We start from the raw sequence: 19,209 nt of genomic DNA, 5'->3' as shown, positions 1-19,209 counted from the left end.
GTTTCGACAGGCCGGATTCAAGCAGGCCCCAGCCCAGCCGATAACCCTATACAATAATAGCTCCCAGACCTCCGGGTTCTGCCAGTTGCATAGGGTAATGATCAATGGATTGGCCGCTGAATCGCCTGCTGATGTGGGGCGTCCTGATGTTCCTCGCTGCAAGCGCTTGTGCGGCAGAGGCGCCGCTGCGCATCGTGACGGAGGAGCTACCGCCCTACAACATGACGCAGAACGGCCGAATGACCGGCATGAGCACCGAGGTGGTCCAGGCCGTGCTCAAGGAGGTCGGCATGGACGCGCCTATCCATTCCATGCCGTGGGCCCGGGCCTACGAACTGGCGCTCAATGAAAGCAACGTGTTGATCTACTCGATCGTCCGCACGCCTGCACGCGAACCGCTTTTCCAGTGGGTCGGCAGCATCGGCCCGACGCAGTGGTACATCTACTCGCTGGCGGACCGGCCGGTGAAACTCAACTCGCTGGCCGATGCCCATGGGCACCAGATCGCCACGGTCAATCAGGACGTGGGTGAGCAATACCTGGTCTCGAAGGGCTTTCGCATCGGCGAAGAACTGCAGTCGAGCACCAAGTACGAACACAACTACCGCAAGCTCAAGGTCGATCACGTGGAGCTGTGGATTTCCAATGAGCTCAACGCGCTGTACCTGACGCGCCAGAATGGCGAAGACCCGGACAAGTTGCTGATCCGCTCGCTGGCGCTGCCCGAGCTAAGCAGCACCGACGGCTTGAGCATGGCATTCAGCCGCAAGACGCCGGCCGATACGGTGGCGAAGTTCCGTGCGGGCCTGGAGACCATCCGGCGCAATGGCGTCTACGATGCCATCCTGCGCAAATGGTTATGACATGGATGCCAATTTCCGTAGGGCGTCCTCCTTACAACCACAGGCCAAGGCGTTCAGCTCCCTGGGACGTCGCCTGGTACTGGCAACGCTGTTGTTCTGCCTGCTCTTTACCCTGGTGATGGTCACCTGGCGCACCTGGATGGCCTGGGAAAACAACCTGGCGGAGATGAATTCGGAGCTGGCCCTGATCGACCAAGTGTTCCAGAACACCCTGGCCCATGCCATTTGGGAACTGGACCGTGAATCCCTCGACCAGCAAATCGCCAGCGTCGCCATGGCAGCGCCCGTGGGACGCCTGGTGTTGAACATCCTGCGCCCCGGGCAAGCGCCTGAAGTCATCGAGCTCAATCGATACCCCGTCGGTCAATCGGGCGTGGTGCCGGTGCTGCATCGCCAACTCATCGCACAACCCTATGCCGGGGCCCATGAAAAAGTCGGCGAGCTGACCATCGAAGGCGACAATAACCTGCTGTGGGAGCGCCTCTGGGGCGAAGCACGCAGCATCGTCATCACCCAGCTCATCCAGTCCTTGCTGCTGGCCGGGTTGATCATGACCGTGTTCAACCGGCTGGTGACCGTGCATGTGGTGCACATCGCCCGGCACCTGGGCGAACTGGCGCCGCAAACCCTCAAGCGGCACCTCAAGCTGCAACGGGCGGTGCAGCGCCAGGACGAACTGAGCCTGCTCGAACACCAGGTCAATACACTCCAGGACAATCTGCGCGCCCATCTGGAACGCCAGCATTCGGACGAGCTGGTGCTTGCCGCCAGCCGCGACCAAATGGCCGAACTGGTCGAGGCCCGCACCGCAGAATTGAAGGCGGCCAACCAGGCCCTCGAAGCCCTGTCACGTCACGACGATTTGACGGGGCTGGCCAACCGTCGCTATTTCGACGAATTGAAGGACATCGAGTTTCGCCGGGCGATCCGCCACAAGACCCCGCTGGCCGTGCTCATGTGCGATGTCGATTTCTTCAAGATCTACAACGACACCTACGGCCACATGCAGGGCGACTTGTGCTTGAAAGAGATCGCCGAGACCCTGCGCAGCGTGTTCGGCCGCTCTGGCGAACTGACCGCGCGCGTCGGCGGCGAAGAGTTCGTCGTGGTCCTGCCCAACGTCGATGCCGCCCAGGCCTGCGAGGCCGCCCAACGTTTCCGTGCAAGCCTGGCGGAACGTGAACTGCCCCACAGCGGTTCCAAGGTCTCGTCGTTTGTCACCGTGAGCATCGGCGTCGCCGAGCTGGACCCGGAGACCATGGACCATTTCGATCAACTGCTGCAACGCGCCGACCAGGCGCTGTACCGGGCCAAACACAAGGGACGCGATTGCGTCGCCCTGTAAACCATCGCGTGCCATGAGGTCTGTATATGCACTATCGCCTGATACTCTGCTCGTGCCTGCTTCTCACCTCGATCAGCCTGCAAAGCCACGCCGAGACGATCGAAGTCGTGACCGAAGATTCCCTCTATGCCTACCAGCGTGATGACAAGGTCGTCGGGCCGGGCAGTCGCATCGCCGAAGAAACGCTGAAAAACGCCCAGCTCACCGACTACAGCCTGTCGCTGTACCCGTGGGCCCGGGCCTACGAAAAGGCGCTGCACGAGCCTAACGTGTTGATTTTCCCGCTGGACCGCACCCCGGCCCGCGAGCAATTGTTCAAATGGGTCGGTGAAATACACCGGGTGGCGAGCCGGCTCTACAAGATGCGAGACAGTGAGGGCATCGCCGTCAACAACCTTGAGGATGCCAAGCAGTACAGCATCGGCGTGGTGCGAAATGACGCCAAGCAGATTTACCTGCAACAGCGTGGGTTTACCCGGCTGGTCATCTCGGCCAACAACCACGACAACTTTCAAAAGCTGCTGAATCACCAGATCCAAATGCTGCCGCTGCCGGAGAACACCGCGCGCCTGATGAGCAAGGATGCCCAAGTGGATTTCACTTCGCTGGAAGAGGTCTATACCCTCGACGAGCAACCCCACAAGGTCCACCTGGCGTTCAGCCTGAGCACACCTGACGAAGTCGTCGCCAAGGCCCAGCGCGCTTTCGAGCAGCTCAAGGCTTCCGGTGAAGTGGCGCGGATCATGAACGAACAGCGGTAGACTCTGGGGGATCACACCACAAGCAAACGATGAGGTATGTCCCGATGAGCCAAGCGTCCTACGTTCCGCCCAAGGTCTGGAAAAACGACGCCCCGTCTGGCGGCCAGTTCGCCAGCATCAACCGCCCTATCGCTGGGCCGACTCACGAAAAAACCTTGCCGATTGGCAAGCACCCGTTGCAGCTCTATTCCCTGGCCACGCCCAATGGCGTGAAGGTGACCATCCTGCTGGAGGAACTGCTGGCGTTGGGTCATACGGGCGCGGAATACGACGCCTGGCTGATCCGCATCAGCGAAGGTGACCAGTTCTCCAGCGGTTTTGTCGAGGTCAACCCCAACTCCAAGATCCCGGCCCTGCTGGACCGCAGCGTGGAGCCTGCCCTCCGGGTCTTCGAATCCGGTTCGATCCTGCTCTACCTGGCGGAAAAATTCGGCGCCCTCCTGCCCACCGACCTGGCAGGCCGCACCGAAACACTGAACTGGCTGTTCTGGCAGATGGGCTCTGCCCCGTACCTGGGTGGCGGCTTCGGGCATTTCTACGCCTATGCACCGGAAAAATTCGAATACCCGATCAATCGCTTCACCATGGAGGCCAAGCGTCAACTCGACGTCCTGGATCGCCGCCTCGGCGAAAGCCAATACCTGGTGGGCGATGACTACACCATCGCCGACATCGCGGTCTGGCCCTGGTATGGCCAACTGGTGCGCAACAACGTGTACGGCGCCGCCGAATTCCTGAGTGCCCACGAATACACCCATGTGCAGCGCTGGGCCGAAGACATTGCCAAGCGCCCCGCCGTCCAGCGCGGGCAGCGGGTCAACCGTACGTGGGGGGATGAGGCGAGCCAAGTGCCGGAGCGGCATGAGGCTGGGGATTTGGGCTGAGGGCCGATCGCCACACCTGACGCGCTCAAGCCGGCAGCGTCAGGCCCCGGTCGCTGAAATAGCGGCTCAACGTTGCCGCAGACGCTTGGGGATCCGCCAGGGCGACGTAGGTATCGGGACGCAGCAGATAGGCGGCGTCCCGACACAACCCGGCTTTATGATGCTCATCCCGCCAGGTGAACGTGTGCAGAGGGATCTGGTGCTGGCTGCTCCAGGCTTTCAGCTCCGCCCCGGCCTCGCCGTAGACATGCACCTGCCAGCCGATGGATGCGAGCGGTTCGTAGTTGTCAGCGCCTGGCACCGGTACCCAGGGCAAACGGTCACCGCCCAGCACGTCACCCGCCTTGCCGGCACTCAACGGGCTCTCGTGATAATTCAAGGTGGTTTGGGACACCATCCGGAACAGGTACTCACGCACGTTCTCGCTTTTGTAGGCAACACTCGCAAAAAGCGGTGCGATGCGCGTGCGCACGAAGTCGGCAAAATTGCCTTGGGCGGTTGCAAAGGTGAACAGCCGGTCCGTCGTTTCCACAAGCTTTTGCGCAAACGCCTGGCGTTCGACCTGGTAGCTGTCGAGTAACGCGTCTGGTGCCTGTCCCTTCACGACCGCCGCCAGTTTCCAGGCCAGATTGATCGCGTCGAGGATGCCGGTGTTCATGCCCTGTCCACCGGCCGGGCTGTGGACGTGCGCAGCATCCCCCAGCAAAAACGCCCTGCCCCAGCGGAACTGATCCGTGACGCGATGATGGACCCGGTAGGTGGAAAACCAATTCACGCCATTGATCCTGATGTTCAGGCCGTTGATGGCGTCATGGCCAACGTCCTCGAACGTGAGCGTCTCTGGATGCTCTGCGCGTTCATCGCGAATCGTACCGATCAGGCGATATTGACCAGTTTCGCCATAGAAAAACGCCAACACGAATTCGGATTTATCAAAGGCGATATGGGCCTCCTCCGCAGGCTCGAAACCGCTGGCAGACACATCCGCCACGTAGAACAGCTGCTTGTAGGTGCCGCCCTCGAAGCCGCTCCCCACCTGATGACGCACGAGCGACCGCGCGCCATCGCATCCTGCGAGGTAAGCGGTCGTCAGCGTGTCTTCGCGACCATCGGCGTGTTTCAAGCGCGCGGTAACGTGGTCGCCACAGTCCTCGAAGGACAGCAGTTCGGTCTGCCGCTCGACTTCGACGCCCAGGGACTGAAGCTGCTCGACCAACAGCCGCTCATGACGATCCTGGGGGTATATGAGGACAAAAGGATAAGGCGATACATCCCCGCCAGCGTCCACCAGGGGAATCCGCGCCTTGCGTTTCCCCCGGGCCCACATGTTCATGGCCGGGGTCTTGTACCCGGCGTCGATGACCGCGCCGGCCATGCCAAGCTGGCGATACAGCTCAAGTGTGCGGGCCTGGACGGCCATGGCACGCGAGGTTTCCCCCGGCCCGCTGCTCTTGTCGACAATCCTGACAGCAAGCCCCTGCCGGGTGAGCCACAAAGCCAGGACCAATCCAGTAGGGCCGGCCCCCACAATGAGAATGTCCGTTTGCGCCATGATCGTGCCTCTGGAGGAGTGATGACTCTGGAGGCACTTAATAATGGTCGAGGAAGGCCGAATGTCAACGAACGGCCGACGGGCAAGTAAGGCACATCGTTCTGCGGCTACTGTGGGGGCGAGCTTGCTCGCGAAGGCGTCATGACCGTCAACATCGAAGTCGCCTGACACACCGCTATCGCGAGCAAGCTCGCTCCCACCAGTTTTTCATCAGGTGGTCAGCGATTGGCCTCCAGCTTATATCCATCACCCGCCGACGCCGGAGTCGTTTCATTGGCCAGCGCAAAAACACACTCATCCAGATAAGGCCTGACATCCGCCCATTTCCTGCGATCGGCGATAAACCCTCTCAGCTTCTTGCCCGCATCCACGACGTCCGGTTCATGGGCCATCAGCATGATCCTGGCGACTGAACTGGCGTCATCGGCCTTGTGCTTGGCATGATCCTGCCGGGCGTAAGAATGAAATTCCTCGATTCGCCCCAACACAGCCTCGGCACCGCCCATGCACTTGTCACCCAGCACCTCTTCGCGCCGCTGCGCATGCCCACCGGCAAAGCTGTCCTGGACAAGGTGAAGCAAGCTGCCAAACGCCACCTGGTTCACATTCGCCCGCAGCCATGGACGCCCCACGGCAAAAAGATCCTGCACGGTCTGCCCGTTATTGAAATGCTGCTCCCAGCCTTCGATCTTGATGTCTTTCAAATAGGTATTGATGGGATAGGTCCCATCGGCAACACCCCAGGCGAACTCGGCCCACATCATGATTTCACGCTTGGTCTGCTCTGGCGTGGCGCCCTCTTGGGAAGCCATGGAATGCAAGAACTGCAGGTCGCCAAAATGCGAACGAGAGATGTAGTTCCCCGCGCCCATGAACGCCATCGGATCAGAAGCGCTTTTGCTCTCGGCTTTCTCGAAGAGATTTACCCAGCACCGCGTCTGCGAGATAAAACCAACCGAATAACGCCCATCGCAGCCCTTGGTCTTGGCATCTTCCGCGCCCGGCATGAACACCGGATCATCGTTCCAGCGAACCCCGGCAATGATGTAGGCGCCAGCATTCTCCAGGTTGGGGTTGCTGCACTCCTGCCAATCCCCGTCGCACCCATAGATCTTCTGCGTCAGCGCCTCATGGGCAGGATCGGAAAAATTGTGCAGCGCAAAACTGGCGAAAGGCACCGTCGCCTTATAGGAAACCCCGTATTTCTTGGCCATCTCCCGCTCAGCCAAGGTGCCATCCGGCGAAAGCTGAAAAGCGTTGGCCTGGCCGATGCAACCCAACAAAACACCCCAGGCCACTCCGGACACGGCTTTGTATGTATTCATGGATTGTCTCTGCAAAGGGCGATGACGAGCAGGTTCTCGTCTCGCGCCTGGGGTTGTGGTGGGCGTGGTAAATGGCAAGACGCCATCGTCGATAGCATAGCGGGTGTCGGTTTGCCGTCCAGGCGTCATGGAGCTGATTTTTCACCGCTCTGGTGCTGCACCACCAACCCGAAGAAACCGGTGTTTTGATTCCCCGGGTCTAACTGTCATGACTTTCACTACATCATCAATCACCGCTTTGCTCATCTCCATTAAATAATGAGCCGCCCAAGCATGACGGTCCGTTTTCCTTTCGAAGGTTGCATCCTCTGCAAGCCGGTAGGCGAGATGCAAGAGATCTGACGCTTGTTGCAACGCTTCATTTAACGGAACACCGCCGTTAACGCGGAACAGTGGACGATCGGAGCAATAATGGAATGGGGTGTAGCCGATGGTTTTTGCTTCTGCTTGTTCGGTCATTTGCTATCTCCACTGACTGAGATGCAGCGGGACTGCGATACAGAACTGCTGAGCAGATGAGGCCGTTTTCTTGATCTATTGATATGCATTGTTCAGCTCCCTTGATTCGAAGAGCTGCCGCATCCGTCACCAAGCGAATGGGTGGCAGCTGTGCGCAGGTTGGTAAACCGGGGAATCAAGGAAACCGGCACGTCAGAAGACGTCCCACGCACAGCTGCCATAAAACAAAATCGCAGGCCTGAAAGCCTGCAATCCTGTCTGTGCACTGTTACGCCTTATTCCACCGGGTTACCAAGCCCGGTCGCTGAATGTGCAGCGACATCCAGAGCGTAACGCGACAGAAAACCTCCGGCGAGAGGCTTAGGGTCAGAATAGTGCTTTTGGTGGGATTTTCAGAAGTTTCCTACGCGAGGACCCAATGCTCGCAGTCCATCAGGGACAGACACGTTTTGTGGACGCGGCTCAAATTCTCGAAGCACCTTTGAGAGGCTTGAGCACGCGTTGCGAGCAGAGGCCCATCAAGAGGCGCGGGTATTGGAGTAGATTTGTGGGGATTCCTCAGGGTCTGCTCCCGTTTCCTTTATTGACAAAATTTATCGCTTACCGCCCTATCGATGATGATCTCGGAATGGTCCTTGTCACGCTTCACTATTGACGACACTGTCCGAATCAGCTTGATATCAAGGACCTTTCCACAGACCTTAATGTTTTGACGATCAAATGACTCTAACTTTTTTTCGTCACTGTCATTATTAACGTGCGAAACGAAAATTACGCTGTAGCTTCCGCCACTCTGGACTACCTCAGAACAGGTCGTAGCATCGAATTCGTTGCAATAGGCTATTGGTATTGCCAGCTTATTTTCAATACGCAGCTCGTCAAAAAAAACCTGCTCCATCTCTATCAAAGAACAGCTAGACAACGCCAGTGGCAGAACCGACACTTTAACGACGTGTAGAAATATAGATAAGATTTTTGACATAACTCTCACTCGCAATAGATCGGTCATATTTTGCTTTATCGCTCACTCGCTCGTAGTATTTCATCAGATTTATTTCGCCCGTTCAGGAAGCAGAGGCCCGCGTACCGTTTTCGCCTCCAAAGATCCCGGAAGTCCCCTCGTGGCCCCACGAATACTTCAAACCTTCTGCCAGCGTAAGGATTGGGTGCCCGATTTCGTGTGCCGCAACAAGTTTATAGTCATTGTCAGCCCGCTCCAGCCTGCCACTACTATACCCTTACTGACAATAGATGGTGGCGCCCGGAATCGAGAATGGAAAGAACGCGCCATTCGTATTGAGCGAGCGCGCATAATCTTTTCCACTTTCGATTTTCAGGCTAATCGGCATACCTTCTTCATTTTTGCTCACGTTAACATTAACAGCATATGTATCGCCATTCAGGTCAATAGTGCGGCTCCAGAACCTAGATACCCCATCCTGGGTTAAAGACATCAGCTTGGTCGCTTGCGCCTCCGTTAACGTACCGGTGTCGTACTTCAAATTAATACTCACCCCAATCGTCTTATTGGCTGAGTCAATCGTGGACTCGAACCAGTTCTAGAAAACGGGGACAGAGAAAACGGGGACAGAACACGTTTTCTAAACTAAGACGACAATCGCTGTCCCGCCCTCCGGTCGACCTCGCTGAACTCCCCGTTCGATCATTGCTTCAGTTTCATCAGAAAACGTGGTCTGTCCCCGCTTCCCTTCGACGGTTCCGGATACTCACTTAACGCCAGACGCGTAGCCTCCTTAGCGATTGGCTCCATTTCATCCAAGCTCATCAACCTCTTCATCACCATGGCTTCCACCCATTCAAGCTATCACCCCTCGGAACAAATATGCCTCGTTGCCCCATAGAATTGAACGCAAGGATACGCCAGGTATCGAGACGCATGCTCTGCGTGGCATATGGAGAGTCCTTTCGTACAAGTCGGACCAAAAACTTAGTCAACTCCAGAAGAGACAGCACCCTTTTCTATTCCCCTACTGTTTCAGTCAATCAAAATACATCAGAAGACTTGATCTGCGCGCACTGCCCCAAAGCTGCCAACTGGTTTTCGCTATATAACAGACTGCAACGAAACCGCCATCTCCAATGCAACCTTCGAATAATTCACACTACCATCAGAAGCCGGCTGCTGTTTCAATTCATCTAACGCATACACAACACTAGCTTTGTAACCAGACCGAAACAACCGAACGTCTTCCCTGTCATTGACATAAATACCAACAGCTCGCACCGAGCCGTCTTCTAGCTTTAAATCAAGCATATTATTTGCTTGATGCTTATCTTGCCCCGCAACATAAGCCCGCAAAATGACGCCAGAAACGAATAACAGTGGCATTTGTCCTTGGCGGATGCTATCCCACCAATCTACTGATCCAAAAAGCCCATAGGTTCCTTTAAGCCCTATAAGCGGGCGAGTTTTATCCAATGTTAAAGCTTGAGTCAACGATACTCTTTCGCGATCTCTTTCCAAGTCATGCTCAAGACGATAAATCAGCCTCATTGAATTATCATCTTCGCTCAAGCCAAAAATAATTGGAGAACTCATCCAGCCAACCCTCAAAACAGATAATTTTTATCGCCAAACTCAGAATCTATTTGTGCGCAATGCTTTTACCCGACAATCGCTAGCATTCTATTTAGCCTTTAAAGAACGTAACAAAGCGTTAATAGCACTACTTCAAGTGAGCCAGAATTTTGCCCCCCGTTAAGCCCTCTTGATCTTATTCTACGACCAACTGCCAACCTCCACTTCTTGCCTCTTCTTGCGTCAGATCCACAACATCTCTTATTTCAAAAGCCTTTTGATCAAGATTCGACTGTTGATTTAGCATCTTACGCTCACAAACTATCGTCAGAGGCTGTCGAACCTTATCACCAGAAACCGGATAAAATCGTTTTCCGATAACATCAACATTTGAGTTACAGCCTTTACAAGCGAGAATCGTAACTCCATCTGACAACTCAAATTTTTCGACTACGCTCATTGTAAACTTCATTTATTAGAGCCCTATCTTTCTGTTGCCTTCTGACTTCTCAAGTGCGTTGGTCGCCGTGATCCAATCTGAAAATCTCGCCATCGGCAAAATCCGTCACCACAACGCTACCAATAACAATATTATCTTTATCACGCTTGACATGTCAGTAGTCAATTCGCAGCTCACCTCGCTTGCCTAAGTTAACAATACGGACCAACTGAAATCCCATTGGAAGTACCTTATCTCGAATCAACTGGGAAACAGCATCTTCCAGAGCGTCAGGTGTGACCAAGTCCGCTGAAATGTGAATCCAGTACGGTACGTTTTCATGCGCATCTTCGTCTGAAATAGCGACGGAGAAAGTCATGCCACCAAGGGAATCCTTGCAATAATAACCATCAATGTAATTACTGCTCTCGCGCTCTTCCCTATCATTAACGCATAGGGCGTCAAAGAATTTTTTCGCAAATGGTCGCAGTTCCACGCAACCAGGGTGCACACCAAGCAGGTTTACATATTGCATTGAATTCAACCTCTAGGAACGATTGGTTTCACAACAATTGACAGCTGAAATTCCTCAGGGATAGACCACGTTCCCTACACAATTGGTGGTTTTTAGGCACCTTAATGGGTTGGGGGAAACAACGCCGGCAACAATAGCCGTTGATGGGCGTTTCCGCCAGCACCTGGGTAGCATTCACAACATCTTTTACAGGCCTTAACATTTTTACTACATGCGCTGATTGAAGCTTAAACCAGTTTCGAAATGCGCCCCATCAGTCCAGACAAGTCGCTTATACCCGCATTTGAAATGACGTAATACTCCCCGGTAGTTTCGTACCTGGAGACATGCTGCCCAATCTCCGCCATCACACCGTTTGACAGACTGGAAAAGACGCTTACGACTTCCTTATCGGAGTATTTTTCTGCGGCGCGAATTATTGCGAGTGCCAGTTTTGACTCTGAAAAGTTTAGCACTTTGCAGTCTTCAACAATCTGACAAACTTCATTGAGCAGTTCGGATTCCATAGTTAAAGCCCCCTATCTCTGCGCAACTGCCATACAGCCTGATCGCCAATATCGACCACAAAAACGGGGAAAGACCACGTTTTCTATAAAAAATACCACAGAACAATAGAGCTATTTTGGGTTTCACTATAGAGATACTCATCACCCTACCTTGCTACTCTGTCATCTATGGATGAATTTCGGATTCGAAATAAATTCACCCACAATGAGTCCTTCCTCATTAACTTTCCAAGCACCCACAACAGCTTCAGGTGGGACTGCATCGTTTACCCCATAGTGACCGTATATTCTATACACCCAACCATTTGGATTGCGCGTCGCCTCTTCGATTTCTCGAGGCTCAGGTAATATCTTTTCATTATTCATTACACAACAACCTCAGCCATTCGCTAAAAATTCGATCTATTGCTTAACAACGAAAAAACCTGGACAGATTACGATTATGAGACAGGCCAATTACAAGTGAGCTCAAATCTGTCCCCCCGTTTTCCTCCACGTCTCCTCAAGGACGATGACGAGTAAGTTTCCGTCTCGCGCCAAGAATTGCTTGTGGTGGGCATAGCGAGTAGCAAGAGGCCATCACCGAAGCATAGCGGCTGCCATTTTTTCGTCTAGAGGTCAGAGACTGTTTTTTCATCGCCCTCCCTTGGCACCTATACGAAAGTAGTTGATCAACAGACGGAGCAAACCCCAACCAAAAGCCCCTATGGCCCCCCCCGCAAATAGCACAAGCTCACGCCCATACAAGCCCCCAGCCGTGACCGCTACAGAGAAAGGACTCCGCACGCATACCGCGTACGCGTCACGTCGCGCTCAACCGAGTCCAGCCATGAACCTACTGAACCTCTTCAACACTGCCCGAGCCCGCACTCAAGGGGTTGTAAGCGTGGTCTGCACCTCTGCTGAACTTGATCAGGCGCTGGCCAGCGTGCGCATCACCCCGGTATTGATCACCGGGTTCATCTCCCCGCACCTGGACATCGACCAGATCGCCGCCAACGTCAAAAAGCGCTTCGCCCACAGCACCATCAGCCTGTGCACGACGTCAGGTGAGCTGTGCAACGGTGCGAACACGCTGTATTGCCAGACCGGCGAGACCTGGGATCGGGTGGTGCTACAGCTGTTTGATGCCAGTGTGATTGTGTCGGCCGAGGTGGTGATGGTGCCGCTGGAATGCGAGGACATTCGCGGTGGCGGCAAGCGCTTGGCCATGCGTGAGCGAATCGCCAGGTTGGTGACTAACATCAAGCAGGCGCAAGTGAGCACGCCGATTGATCATCGCGACACCTTGGCCTACGTGGTGTTCGATGGTCTTTCGGCTTCCGAGTCGTTCTTTATGGAGGCGCTCTATGAATCGGGACGTTTCCCCTGCCTGTTCGTCGGCGGCTCGGCCGGTGGCAAGACGGATTTCAAAAAGACCCTGATCAGTGATGGGCAGCGCAGTTATCAGAACCACGCGCAGATTGTCTTCCTGAAAACCGCGGCGGATGTGCGCTTCGGGGTGTTCAAGAGTCAGAACTTCCAACCTGCCGGGCTGACGTTCAGCGTGCTGACCGCGTCGGTCGAAGACCGCACCATCGACCAGGTCATCGACAGCCGTGGCAACATCAAGAGCATGGTCCAGGCGCTGTGCGATGCATTCGAGTGCAGTGCCCAGGCACTGGAAAAGAAGCTGGCCGATTATTCATTCGCCATCCGCGTGGGCGATGAGCTGTTCGTCCGTTCCATTGCCCGCATCGATTATCAGCAGCAGATCATCCAGCTGTTCTGCGACGTGGCGCCCGGCGAAGAGCTGGTGATGGTCAAGCGCACGCCCCTTCGCGAGGCGACCCGGCTCGACTACGAGAAATTCCTCAAGGGCAAAGGCGGCCGTCCGGTGGCCGCCATTCTCAACGATTGCATCCTGCGGCGGCTCAACAACAGCAGCGACCTGGGCAGCATGGCCGGTATTTTCGGCGATGTGCCTTTGGCCGGCTTCTCGACGTTTGGTGAAATCCTCGGCTTGAACCTTAACCAGACCCTTACGGCGATTTTCTTCTTCAGAGTCACCAAGGGCGCCAATTTTGTCGATGAGTACGTCGACAACTTCATCGCCCACTATGGCGAGTTCAAGGCGTTTTTCCTGCGCCGCCAGATCAAGAAGCTGGCCGGCCTGAACCATGTCGTGGTCAAGCAGATCATGGCGTTCAAGATGAATGATTTCAGCAGTGCCTTGGACACGCGCGGCCTGGACAACGCCATCCTGCCGGTGTTCGACGGCCTGACCGATCTGGGCCAGGTATTGGCGCAAGCCAGCCAGCAGCAGGCGCAGATGGCGACGCAAATCAAGCATTACTCTGGCGAACTGCACTTGTCGATGGATGACCTGACGGGCACGATCGACCGGCAAAACAGCGTCGCCGAGCAGGCCGGTACGACCGTCGAACAACTTGCCACCCAAGCGGGTGAAGCGGTGGTCGGCGCCCGTGCGCTTGCCAGTTCAAGCTTGCGTATTCAGTCGATCGTACAGGTCATCCAGCAAATCGCCGGGCAGACCAACCTGTTGGCCCTCAACGCCGCCATCGAAGCAGCACGCGCCGGTGAAATGGGCAGAGGGTTTGCGGTGGTGGCTGATGAGGTCCGCAAGCTCGCGGAAATCACCCGCAAGAATGCTGCGGAAATCGGCGTGGACATTGACCTGCTCTCGACGGAGATCCAAGGCGTCGCCCAACAGATCGAAGACCAGTCCGTCGCCGTCAGCGCCCTGCGCGAGATGCTCGATGCCCTGGAAGACTCGAGCCGCACCACCGAAGGCACCGCACAACGCACGAAGGCCATCGCGGACACCTTGACGGGGCTGACTCACGCCAGTGCTTGAGCAACTGCCACAGGGTTTGGTGCTGAGTCCGGATGCTGCGGGCACCCGTAATCCCTTGTGGGAGCGAGCTTGCTCGCGATAGCGGTGGGTCAGCTTGTGGTGATGTTGGATGTGCCGGCGCCTTCGTGAGCAGGCTCGCTCCCACAGGGTTTGGTGTTGGGTCCGGATGCTTTGGGCACCCGTAATCCCTTGTGGGAGCGAGCTTGCTCGCGATAGCGGTGGGTCAGCTTGTGGTGATGTTGGATGGGCCGGCGCCTTCGCGAGCAAGCTCGCTCCCACAGGGTTTGGTGTTGAGTCCCGATGCAGGTCCGGACCTGGATGATCAGCCTGCGGGGTGCTCGTTGATTGTGCTCGCGGCCTGGAACAGGATTTTTGCGACGAAATCGATTTCCTGTTCGGTGATGATCAGCGGCGGCAGGAAGCGTACGGTCGCGCCGTGGCGTCCGCCCAGTTCAACGATCAAGCCGTGCTTCAGGCAAGCCTGCTGAAACGCCTTGGCCCGGGCGGTGTCCACCGGCGGATGGCCCTGTACGTCTGGGGTGCCGTGCGGGTCGACGATTTCCATGCCGAGCATCAGGCCACGCCCACGCACATCACCGATCCAGGCGAACTCGTTTTGCAGTGCCTGCAGGTGTTTCTGCAGGTGGGCGCCCACCGTTTCAGCGTGCTGGACCAGGCCTTGATCACGAATAAAACGCAAGGTCGCAGTACCCGCCGCCATCGCCAGTTGATTGCCGCGGAATGTGCCGGCGTGGGCACCCGGCTGCCAGACGTCCAGCGACTCATGGTAGACCATGACCGACAGCGGCAACCCGCCGCCGATGGCTTTGGACAGGGTGATGACATCCGGCGTGATGCCCGATTGCTCGAAGCCGAACATCCGTCCACTGCGGGCAATGCCGCACTGGATCTCGTCGACGATCAGCGGAATGCCGTGGGCCTGGGTCAACCGGCGCAACTCCTGCAGCCAGCGGTCCGGCGCGGCAATCACCCCGCCCTCGCCCTGGATCGGCTCCAGGATCATTGCCGCCGGTGCGGTCACCCCGCTTTCCGGGTCGTTGAGCAAGTGTTCCAGGTAACGCACGTTCAACGTGACCGCTTGATCGCCGGCCACCCCGAACGGGCAACGATAGTCGTGAGGGAACGGCAGGCGCTGCACGCCGGGCATCAACGCGCCGAGGGCATTTTTCGGCGACAGGTTGCCGCTGATGGCCAGCGTGCCCAGGGTCATCCCGTGATAGGCCCCTTCGAACGCCAGGACCGAGTGCCGCCCGGTGGCGGTACGGGTCAGCTTGAGCGCGGCCTCGACCGCATCGGCCCCGCTCGGGCCGCAGAACTGGATGCGTGCATGGCGAGCGAACTCGCTGGGCAGGCAAGCGAAAATCTCTTGGACGAATGCATCCTTCACAGGGGTCATGAGATCCAGGGTATGCATCGGCACACCGGCCGCCATGACCTGGGTGATGGCTTCGATGATCACCGGGTGGTTGTGCCCCAGCGCCAGGGTCCCGGCACCGGCCAGGCAATCGACGAACACTTGCCCTCGGCTGTCCTGCACATAAATGCCATGGGCCCTTTCAAGCACCAGGGGAATGCGTCGCGGGTAACTGCGGGCGTTGGACTCCTGCTGTTGCTGACGTTCCAGCAACGGCGTGGAATCGAGGCAGTAAGGACTCGACAGACCGGTGTGCAACAGGCGTAGCTGTTGCGCGCCACCTGCTGTGACATTCGAAAAAGCACTCATGATTTCCTCCATGGAGGCTGGGTTTGGAAGGGAACGAACAGCCTGGAAACAAACATCCGAAACGTTGCAGAGCAGACGCGGGGAGATTGCCTCCCCGCGCCCATGGGTTACATGTCGTAGCGCAGGATCATCCCCACCGTGCGCGGTGCGCCGACGTCAATGATGGTGTCGTTGCGGTTGTTGGTGACGTATTCCTTGTCGAACGCGTTCTTCACGTAGGCGGACACCGCGACGTTCTTGGTGACTTTGTACTCGGTGTTGAAGTTCACCAGCACGTAGTTGTCGCTCCGGCGCTCGCCGGTGACCTTGCCGCTGGCATCGAACTCGTATTCCGTTGGCGCGGCGCTCTGGTAGACAACGTCCGTGCCGAATATCAGACGGTCATCGAAGCGATAGACACCACCCACCGACATCTTGTACTTAGGCGAGTAAAGTAGTGACTCGCCGCTCCTGTCCTGACCATTGTCAGCAACGAAGTCCTTATATTTGCCATCGGTGATGGCCCCGCCGACGTTCAAGGTCAGCTGTTCGGTAACGTCTTTTTCGACGAAAACTTCCAGTCCCTTGATATCACTGCGACCAGCGTTGAAGACATCAATGAAGTTGCTGCCGTTGCGCCGAACACTGACCTGCTGGTCTTTCCAATCCGTGTAGTACAGGTTGGCGCGGGTACGCAGGGTCTTGTCGAAGAACGAACCGCGGTAGGACAACTCGTAGTTGGTGGTGTATTCCGGGTCGTAGGCCTGGTGACCGCTGCCGGAGCGCAGGTTGACGCCGCCACCGCGATAGCCCTTCTGCACCATGAAGCCGAGGTATTGGTCGGTGGCCAGTTCGTAGTCGATGCCGAGTTTCGGCAGTACGGCATCAAAAGACTTGCTGACTTTGGCCGGCTCGGAGAAATCATCCTGCTCGACGTCGGTGTCGTTCGTCTCGTGGTCATAACGCAGGCCGGTGATCAAGGTCCAGCGCGGTGCGAACGTCCAGTTGACTTCACCGAACACTGCCTTGTTCTCGATCGTGGTATCGCCCTTGACCGTGCCGAACAGCGCGCCATCGAACAACAAGCGGTCATGGAAGTCGTTGGTGTTACGTCCATAGTAGGCACCGACGAAACTCTTGACGGTGTCGGACGCGTAATTCAAGCGCAGTTCCTGACTGAACAGGTTGCCATCCTGTTTACGCAAAACGACTTGGTCGTCCACGGCTGTCTGGTCAAAGTCCAGACGGGCGCTGTAGTCCGTACTGGTATTGGCAGTCATGCTCGTCAACGACCAGGCATCGTTCAGACGATAATCCACCTTGGCGCTGAGGGTGTCCTGCTTGAGGTTGTCGAAGGCCTCGGTGTTGGACGCGATGTCGTAATAGCTCGGTTTGCCATCGGTGCCGCGCATCGTCGAGCGGTCGCCCTGGCGATGTTCGTTATGGGCATAAGTCAGCAAGACGTCAGTGTCGTCATTGGGCAGGATCAGCAATTTACCGCGGGCGTTGCTGGTGCGATGCGGGTTGGCGTCTTTATCGAGCGTGGTGTTGCGGATGTAGCCGTCACCGTCGGAATAATCCACGGCGATACGGCCGGCGATTTTGTCATCCACAATGGCCCCGCCACCCGCCACGGCCGCACCGTGCTCACCGTAGTTGCCCACGTTGGTCTGCGCCGAGAAGCTCGGTTCGAAGGTTGGGTTTTTGGTCTGGATAACCACCGCACCGGCCAGGGAGTTACGGCCCTGGGTGGTGGATTGCGGGCCAAGGAAAACCTCGACCTGCTCGGCATCCCAGAGCGGAACCGGGCTGAGGGTCAGCGCACGGTTTGGCTGCACGGCGCCGTCGACATACACCGATACCGCACCGTTGAGAGTCGCCGGGCCCTGGTCGTCAAAACCGGACACCGGCACGCCACGAATACCCCAGTTCTCATTGCCGGCCTGGCTAAAGACGCCGGGTGTGCGGGCAAACACATCAACCAGGTCCTTGTCGCCGTGTTCACGCAGATTCTTGTCGGTGACGACCACGACGCTGGACTGGGTCTTCTCGAGGGTGCGGTCGATTTTTTCACCCGTCACGGTGATCGGAGCGATCTCCATCTTGCCGGTTTCTTCAGCCGCCCATGCGCCGTTGCTCAGGCCGATGGCCGACCCTACAGCCAACGCAATTGTGTTCTTTTTGAAATTCACGCCCCGCTCCCCTGCGACAGATATTTTTAGGTTTTTTTAACTGGCCGAAGGCTGCTTGGCGCCAGCGGAGCGGAGTCTAATCCAAAAAAAAATTTAAATAAATAGTATTGATAATCCATCTCATTTGTACCTAGTATGTCGTCTTGTATTGCCTTACATACATTACAGACGAGTCCTACAACACTGACCGCTGCCCTGCTTTCATGGTCTTGTGACTGGTCGAAGAAGACAAAAGAGGATGCACAAGGATGACCTCAATCGAACACCTGAACGGGCGTTCCGAGCTTTTTTCAATGGCGCCCACGGATGCAAGCGCCCAGTCGCTACCCGTGCTGGTGCAGGGGACATCGGGGCAGTCGATCCACGATCTGGACACTTCGATCCGCGACAGCCTGGCCCATCTCCTGAATACCGTTGGCGGCGTGTTGTTTCGCGGTTTCACCGTCGCCACGCCCATTGATTTCAAGCGCTTCGCTGCCAGCTTCGGTGCACCGCTGGCCAGTTACGAATTCGGCTCCACACCGCGCAGCAAAGTCTTCGCCGGGGTCTATAGCTCCACCGAGTATCCGGCCCATCAATTCATCCCGCTGCACAACGAACAGGCCTACACCCGTCCCTGGCCTTCGCGCATCTGGTTCCACTGCATCAAGGCCAGTGAAACCGGCGGCGAGACCCCGATTGCCGATAGCCGCCTGATCTACCAGCGCATGCCTGTCGAGATTCGCGAGCTGTTCGCCACCCGCGAGTTGCTCTACGTGCGCAACTACAGTGGCGCCCTGGACCTGCCCTGGGAGAAAGTCTTCAACACCCAGGACCGCGCCCAGGTCGAACGCTACTGCCAGGACAACGACATCGAGTGGGAATGGAAAGCCGATGGCGACCTGCGCACCCGCCAGCGTTGCGCCGCCGTGCAGCAGCATCCCGAGACTGGAGAGTGGGTCTGGTTCAACCAGGCGCACCTGTTCCATGTCTCGGCCATCGAACCGAGCGTACGCGCCAGCCTGCTGGCGGCGGTGGGTGAAGAGAACCTGCCGCGCCATGTCTATTTCGGCGACGGTTCGCCGATTGCCGACGACATGCTCGACACCGTGCGCGAGGTCTACCGCGAGACTGCCATCAGTTTCCCCTGGCAGCCCGGCGATATCCTGATGCTCGACAACCGACTGGTTGCACACGGGCGCAATCCTTTCACCGGTGACCGCAAAGTCATCGTGGCCATGGCGTGAATT

The 19,209-nt window shown here is 56.8% G+C and carries 17 protein-coding genes and 1 pseudogene; 7 read left to right on the top strand and 11 right to left on the bottom strand.

What is annotated here, in order from left to right; all coding sequences use genetic code 11:
• The first annotated feature begins 104 nt into the window (after positions 1-104).
• The 4 genes from LOY50_RS12265 to yghU are packed head-to-tail and all read left to right on the top strand — an operon-like array spanning position 105 to position 3,853.
• Positions 105-863: an ABC transporter substrate-binding protein gene (locus LOY50_RS12265; RefSeq protein ID WP_258690980.1), complete on the top strand. Its 759-nt coding sequence runs from the start codon at positions 105-107 to the stop codon at positions 861-863.
• A gap of 1 nt (position 864) precedes the next feature.
• Positions 865-2,208, top strand: a complete 1,344-nt coding sequence (locus tag LOY50_RS12260) for a diguanylate cyclase (RefSeq protein ID WP_258690979.1) — start codon at positions 865-867, stop codon at positions 2,206-2,208.
• A 26-nt stretch (positions 2,209-2,234) separates the two neighbouring features.
• Entirely contained in the window at positions 2,235-2,969 is a 735-nt protein-coding gene (locus LOY50_RS12255) for an ABC transporter substrate-binding protein (RefSeq protein WP_214511840.1), read from the top strand.
• A 44-nt stretch (positions 2,970-3,013) separates the two neighbouring features.
• A complete protein-coding gene (gene yghU / locus LOY50_RS12250; protein ID WP_258690978.1) occupies positions 3,014-3,853 on the top strand; it encodes a glutathione-dependent disulfide-bond oxidoreductase in 840 nt (279 codons plus the stop codon).
• A gap of 25 nt (positions 3,854-3,878) precedes the next feature.
• Here yghU and LOY50_RS12245 read toward each other — a convergent pair whose 3' ends face one another.
• The 9 genes from LOY50_RS12245 to LOY50_RS12205 all read right to left on the bottom strand — a co-directional run bounded on the left by LOY50_RS12245 (position 3,879) and on the right by LOY50_RS12205 (position 11,574).
• Positions 3,879-5,405, bottom strand: a complete 1,527-nt coding sequence (locus LOY50_RS12245; RefSeq protein WP_258690977.1) for an FAD-dependent monooxygenase — start codon at positions 5,403-5,405, stop codon at positions 3,879-3,881.
• Positions 5,406-5,623: 218 nt separating this feature from the next.
• Entirely contained in the window at positions 5,624-6,859 is a 1,236-nt protein-coding gene (locus LOY50_RS12240) for a hypothetical protein (protein ID WP_258690976.1), read from the bottom strand.
• Positions 6,860-6,871: 12 nt separating this feature from the next.
• The gene (locus LOY50_RS12235) at positions 6,872-7,189 is read right to left on the bottom strand and encodes a DUF3077 domain-containing protein (RefSeq protein WP_258690975.1); all 318 of its coding nucleotides are present in this window, start codon (positions 7,187-7,189) and stop codon (positions 6,872-6,874) included.
• A 1,238-nt stretch (positions 7,190-8,427) separates the two neighbouring features.
• On the bottom strand, positions 8,428-8,703 hold the full coding sequence (locus LOY50_RS12230; RefSeq protein ID WP_258690974.1) for a hypothetical protein: 276 nt from the start codon (positions 8,701-8,703) through the stop codon (positions 8,428-8,430).
• A 551-nt stretch (positions 8,704-9,254) separates the two neighbouring features.
• Positions 9,255-9,749 (bottom strand): hypothetical protein, encoded by a 495-nt coding sequence (locus tag LOY50_RS12225; protein WP_258690973.1) that lies wholly within the window; start codon positions 9,747-9,749, stop codon positions 9,255-9,257.
• A 175-nt stretch (positions 9,750-9,924) separates the two neighbouring features.
• Positions 9,925-10,188, bottom strand: coding sequence for a hypothetical protein (locus LOY50_RS12220; RefSeq protein ID WP_258690972.1), 264 nt, complete (start codon positions 10,186-10,188; stop codon positions 9,925-9,927).
• 154 nt (positions 10,189-10,342) lie between these two features.
• Positions 10,343-10,702: a hypothetical protein gene (locus tag LOY50_RS12215; RefSeq protein WP_258690971.1), complete on the bottom strand. Its 360-nt coding sequence runs from the start codon at positions 10,700-10,702 to the stop codon at positions 10,343-10,345.
• A 227-nt stretch (positions 10,703-10,929) separates the two neighbouring features.
• Positions 10,930-11,208 (bottom strand): hypothetical protein, encoded by a 279-nt coding sequence (locus LOY50_RS12210; protein WP_258690970.1) that lies wholly within the window; start codon positions 11,206-11,208, stop codon positions 10,930-10,932.
• Between the two features lie 162 nt (positions 11,209-11,370).
• Positions 11,371-11,574, bottom strand: a complete 204-nt coding sequence (locus tag LOY50_RS12205) for a hypothetical protein (protein WP_258690969.1) — start codon at positions 11,572-11,574, stop codon at positions 11,371-11,373.
• A gap of 340 nt (positions 11,575-11,914) precedes the next feature.
• On the opposite strand from LOY50_RS12205, the pseudogene LOY50_RS29125 reads away from it, so the two are divergent.
• Positions 11,915-13,192 (top strand): annotated as a pseudogene (locus LOY50_RS29125) (FIST signal transduction protein); the annotation flags it as partial.
• A gap of 195 nt (positions 13,193-13,387) precedes the next feature.
• The gene (locus tag LOY50_RS29120; protein ID WP_408980865.1) at positions 13,388-14,065 is read left to right on the top strand and encodes a methyl-accepting chemotaxis protein; all 678 of its coding nucleotides are present in this window, start codon (positions 13,388-13,390) and stop codon (positions 14,063-14,065) included.
• Between the two features lie 322 nt (positions 14,066-14,387).
• On the opposite strand, the gene LOY50_RS12190 is transcribed toward LOY50_RS29120, so the two are convergent.
• A complete protein-coding gene (locus tag LOY50_RS12190; protein WP_258690968.1) occupies positions 14,388-15,809 on the bottom strand; it encodes a diaminobutyrate--2-oxoglutarate transaminase in 1,422 nt (473 codons plus the stop codon).
• Positions 15,810-15,916: 107 nt separating this feature from the next.
• Entirely contained in the window at positions 15,917-17,980 is a 2,064-nt protein-coding gene (locus tag LOY50_RS12185) for a TonB-dependent receptor (RefSeq protein ID WP_258690967.1), read from the bottom strand.
• A 248-nt stretch (positions 17,981-18,228) separates the two neighbouring features.
• On the opposite strand from LOY50_RS12185, the gene LOY50_RS12180 reads away from it, so the two are divergent.
• Positions 18,229-19,206, top strand: coding sequence for a TauD/TfdA family dioxygenase (locus LOY50_RS12180; RefSeq protein ID WP_258690966.1), 978 nt, complete (start codon positions 18,229-18,231; stop codon positions 19,204-19,206).
• Positions 19,207-19,209: the final 3 nt, after the last annotated feature.

It is taken from the genome of Pseudomonas sp. B21-010 (genome assembly GCF_024749325.1).
GTDB lineage: Bacteria > Pseudomonadota > Gammaproteobacteria > Pseudomonadales > Pseudomonadaceae > Aquipseudomonas > Aquipseudomonas kilonensis.
This window is presented reverse-complemented; position numbering and strand designations above follow the sequence as displayed.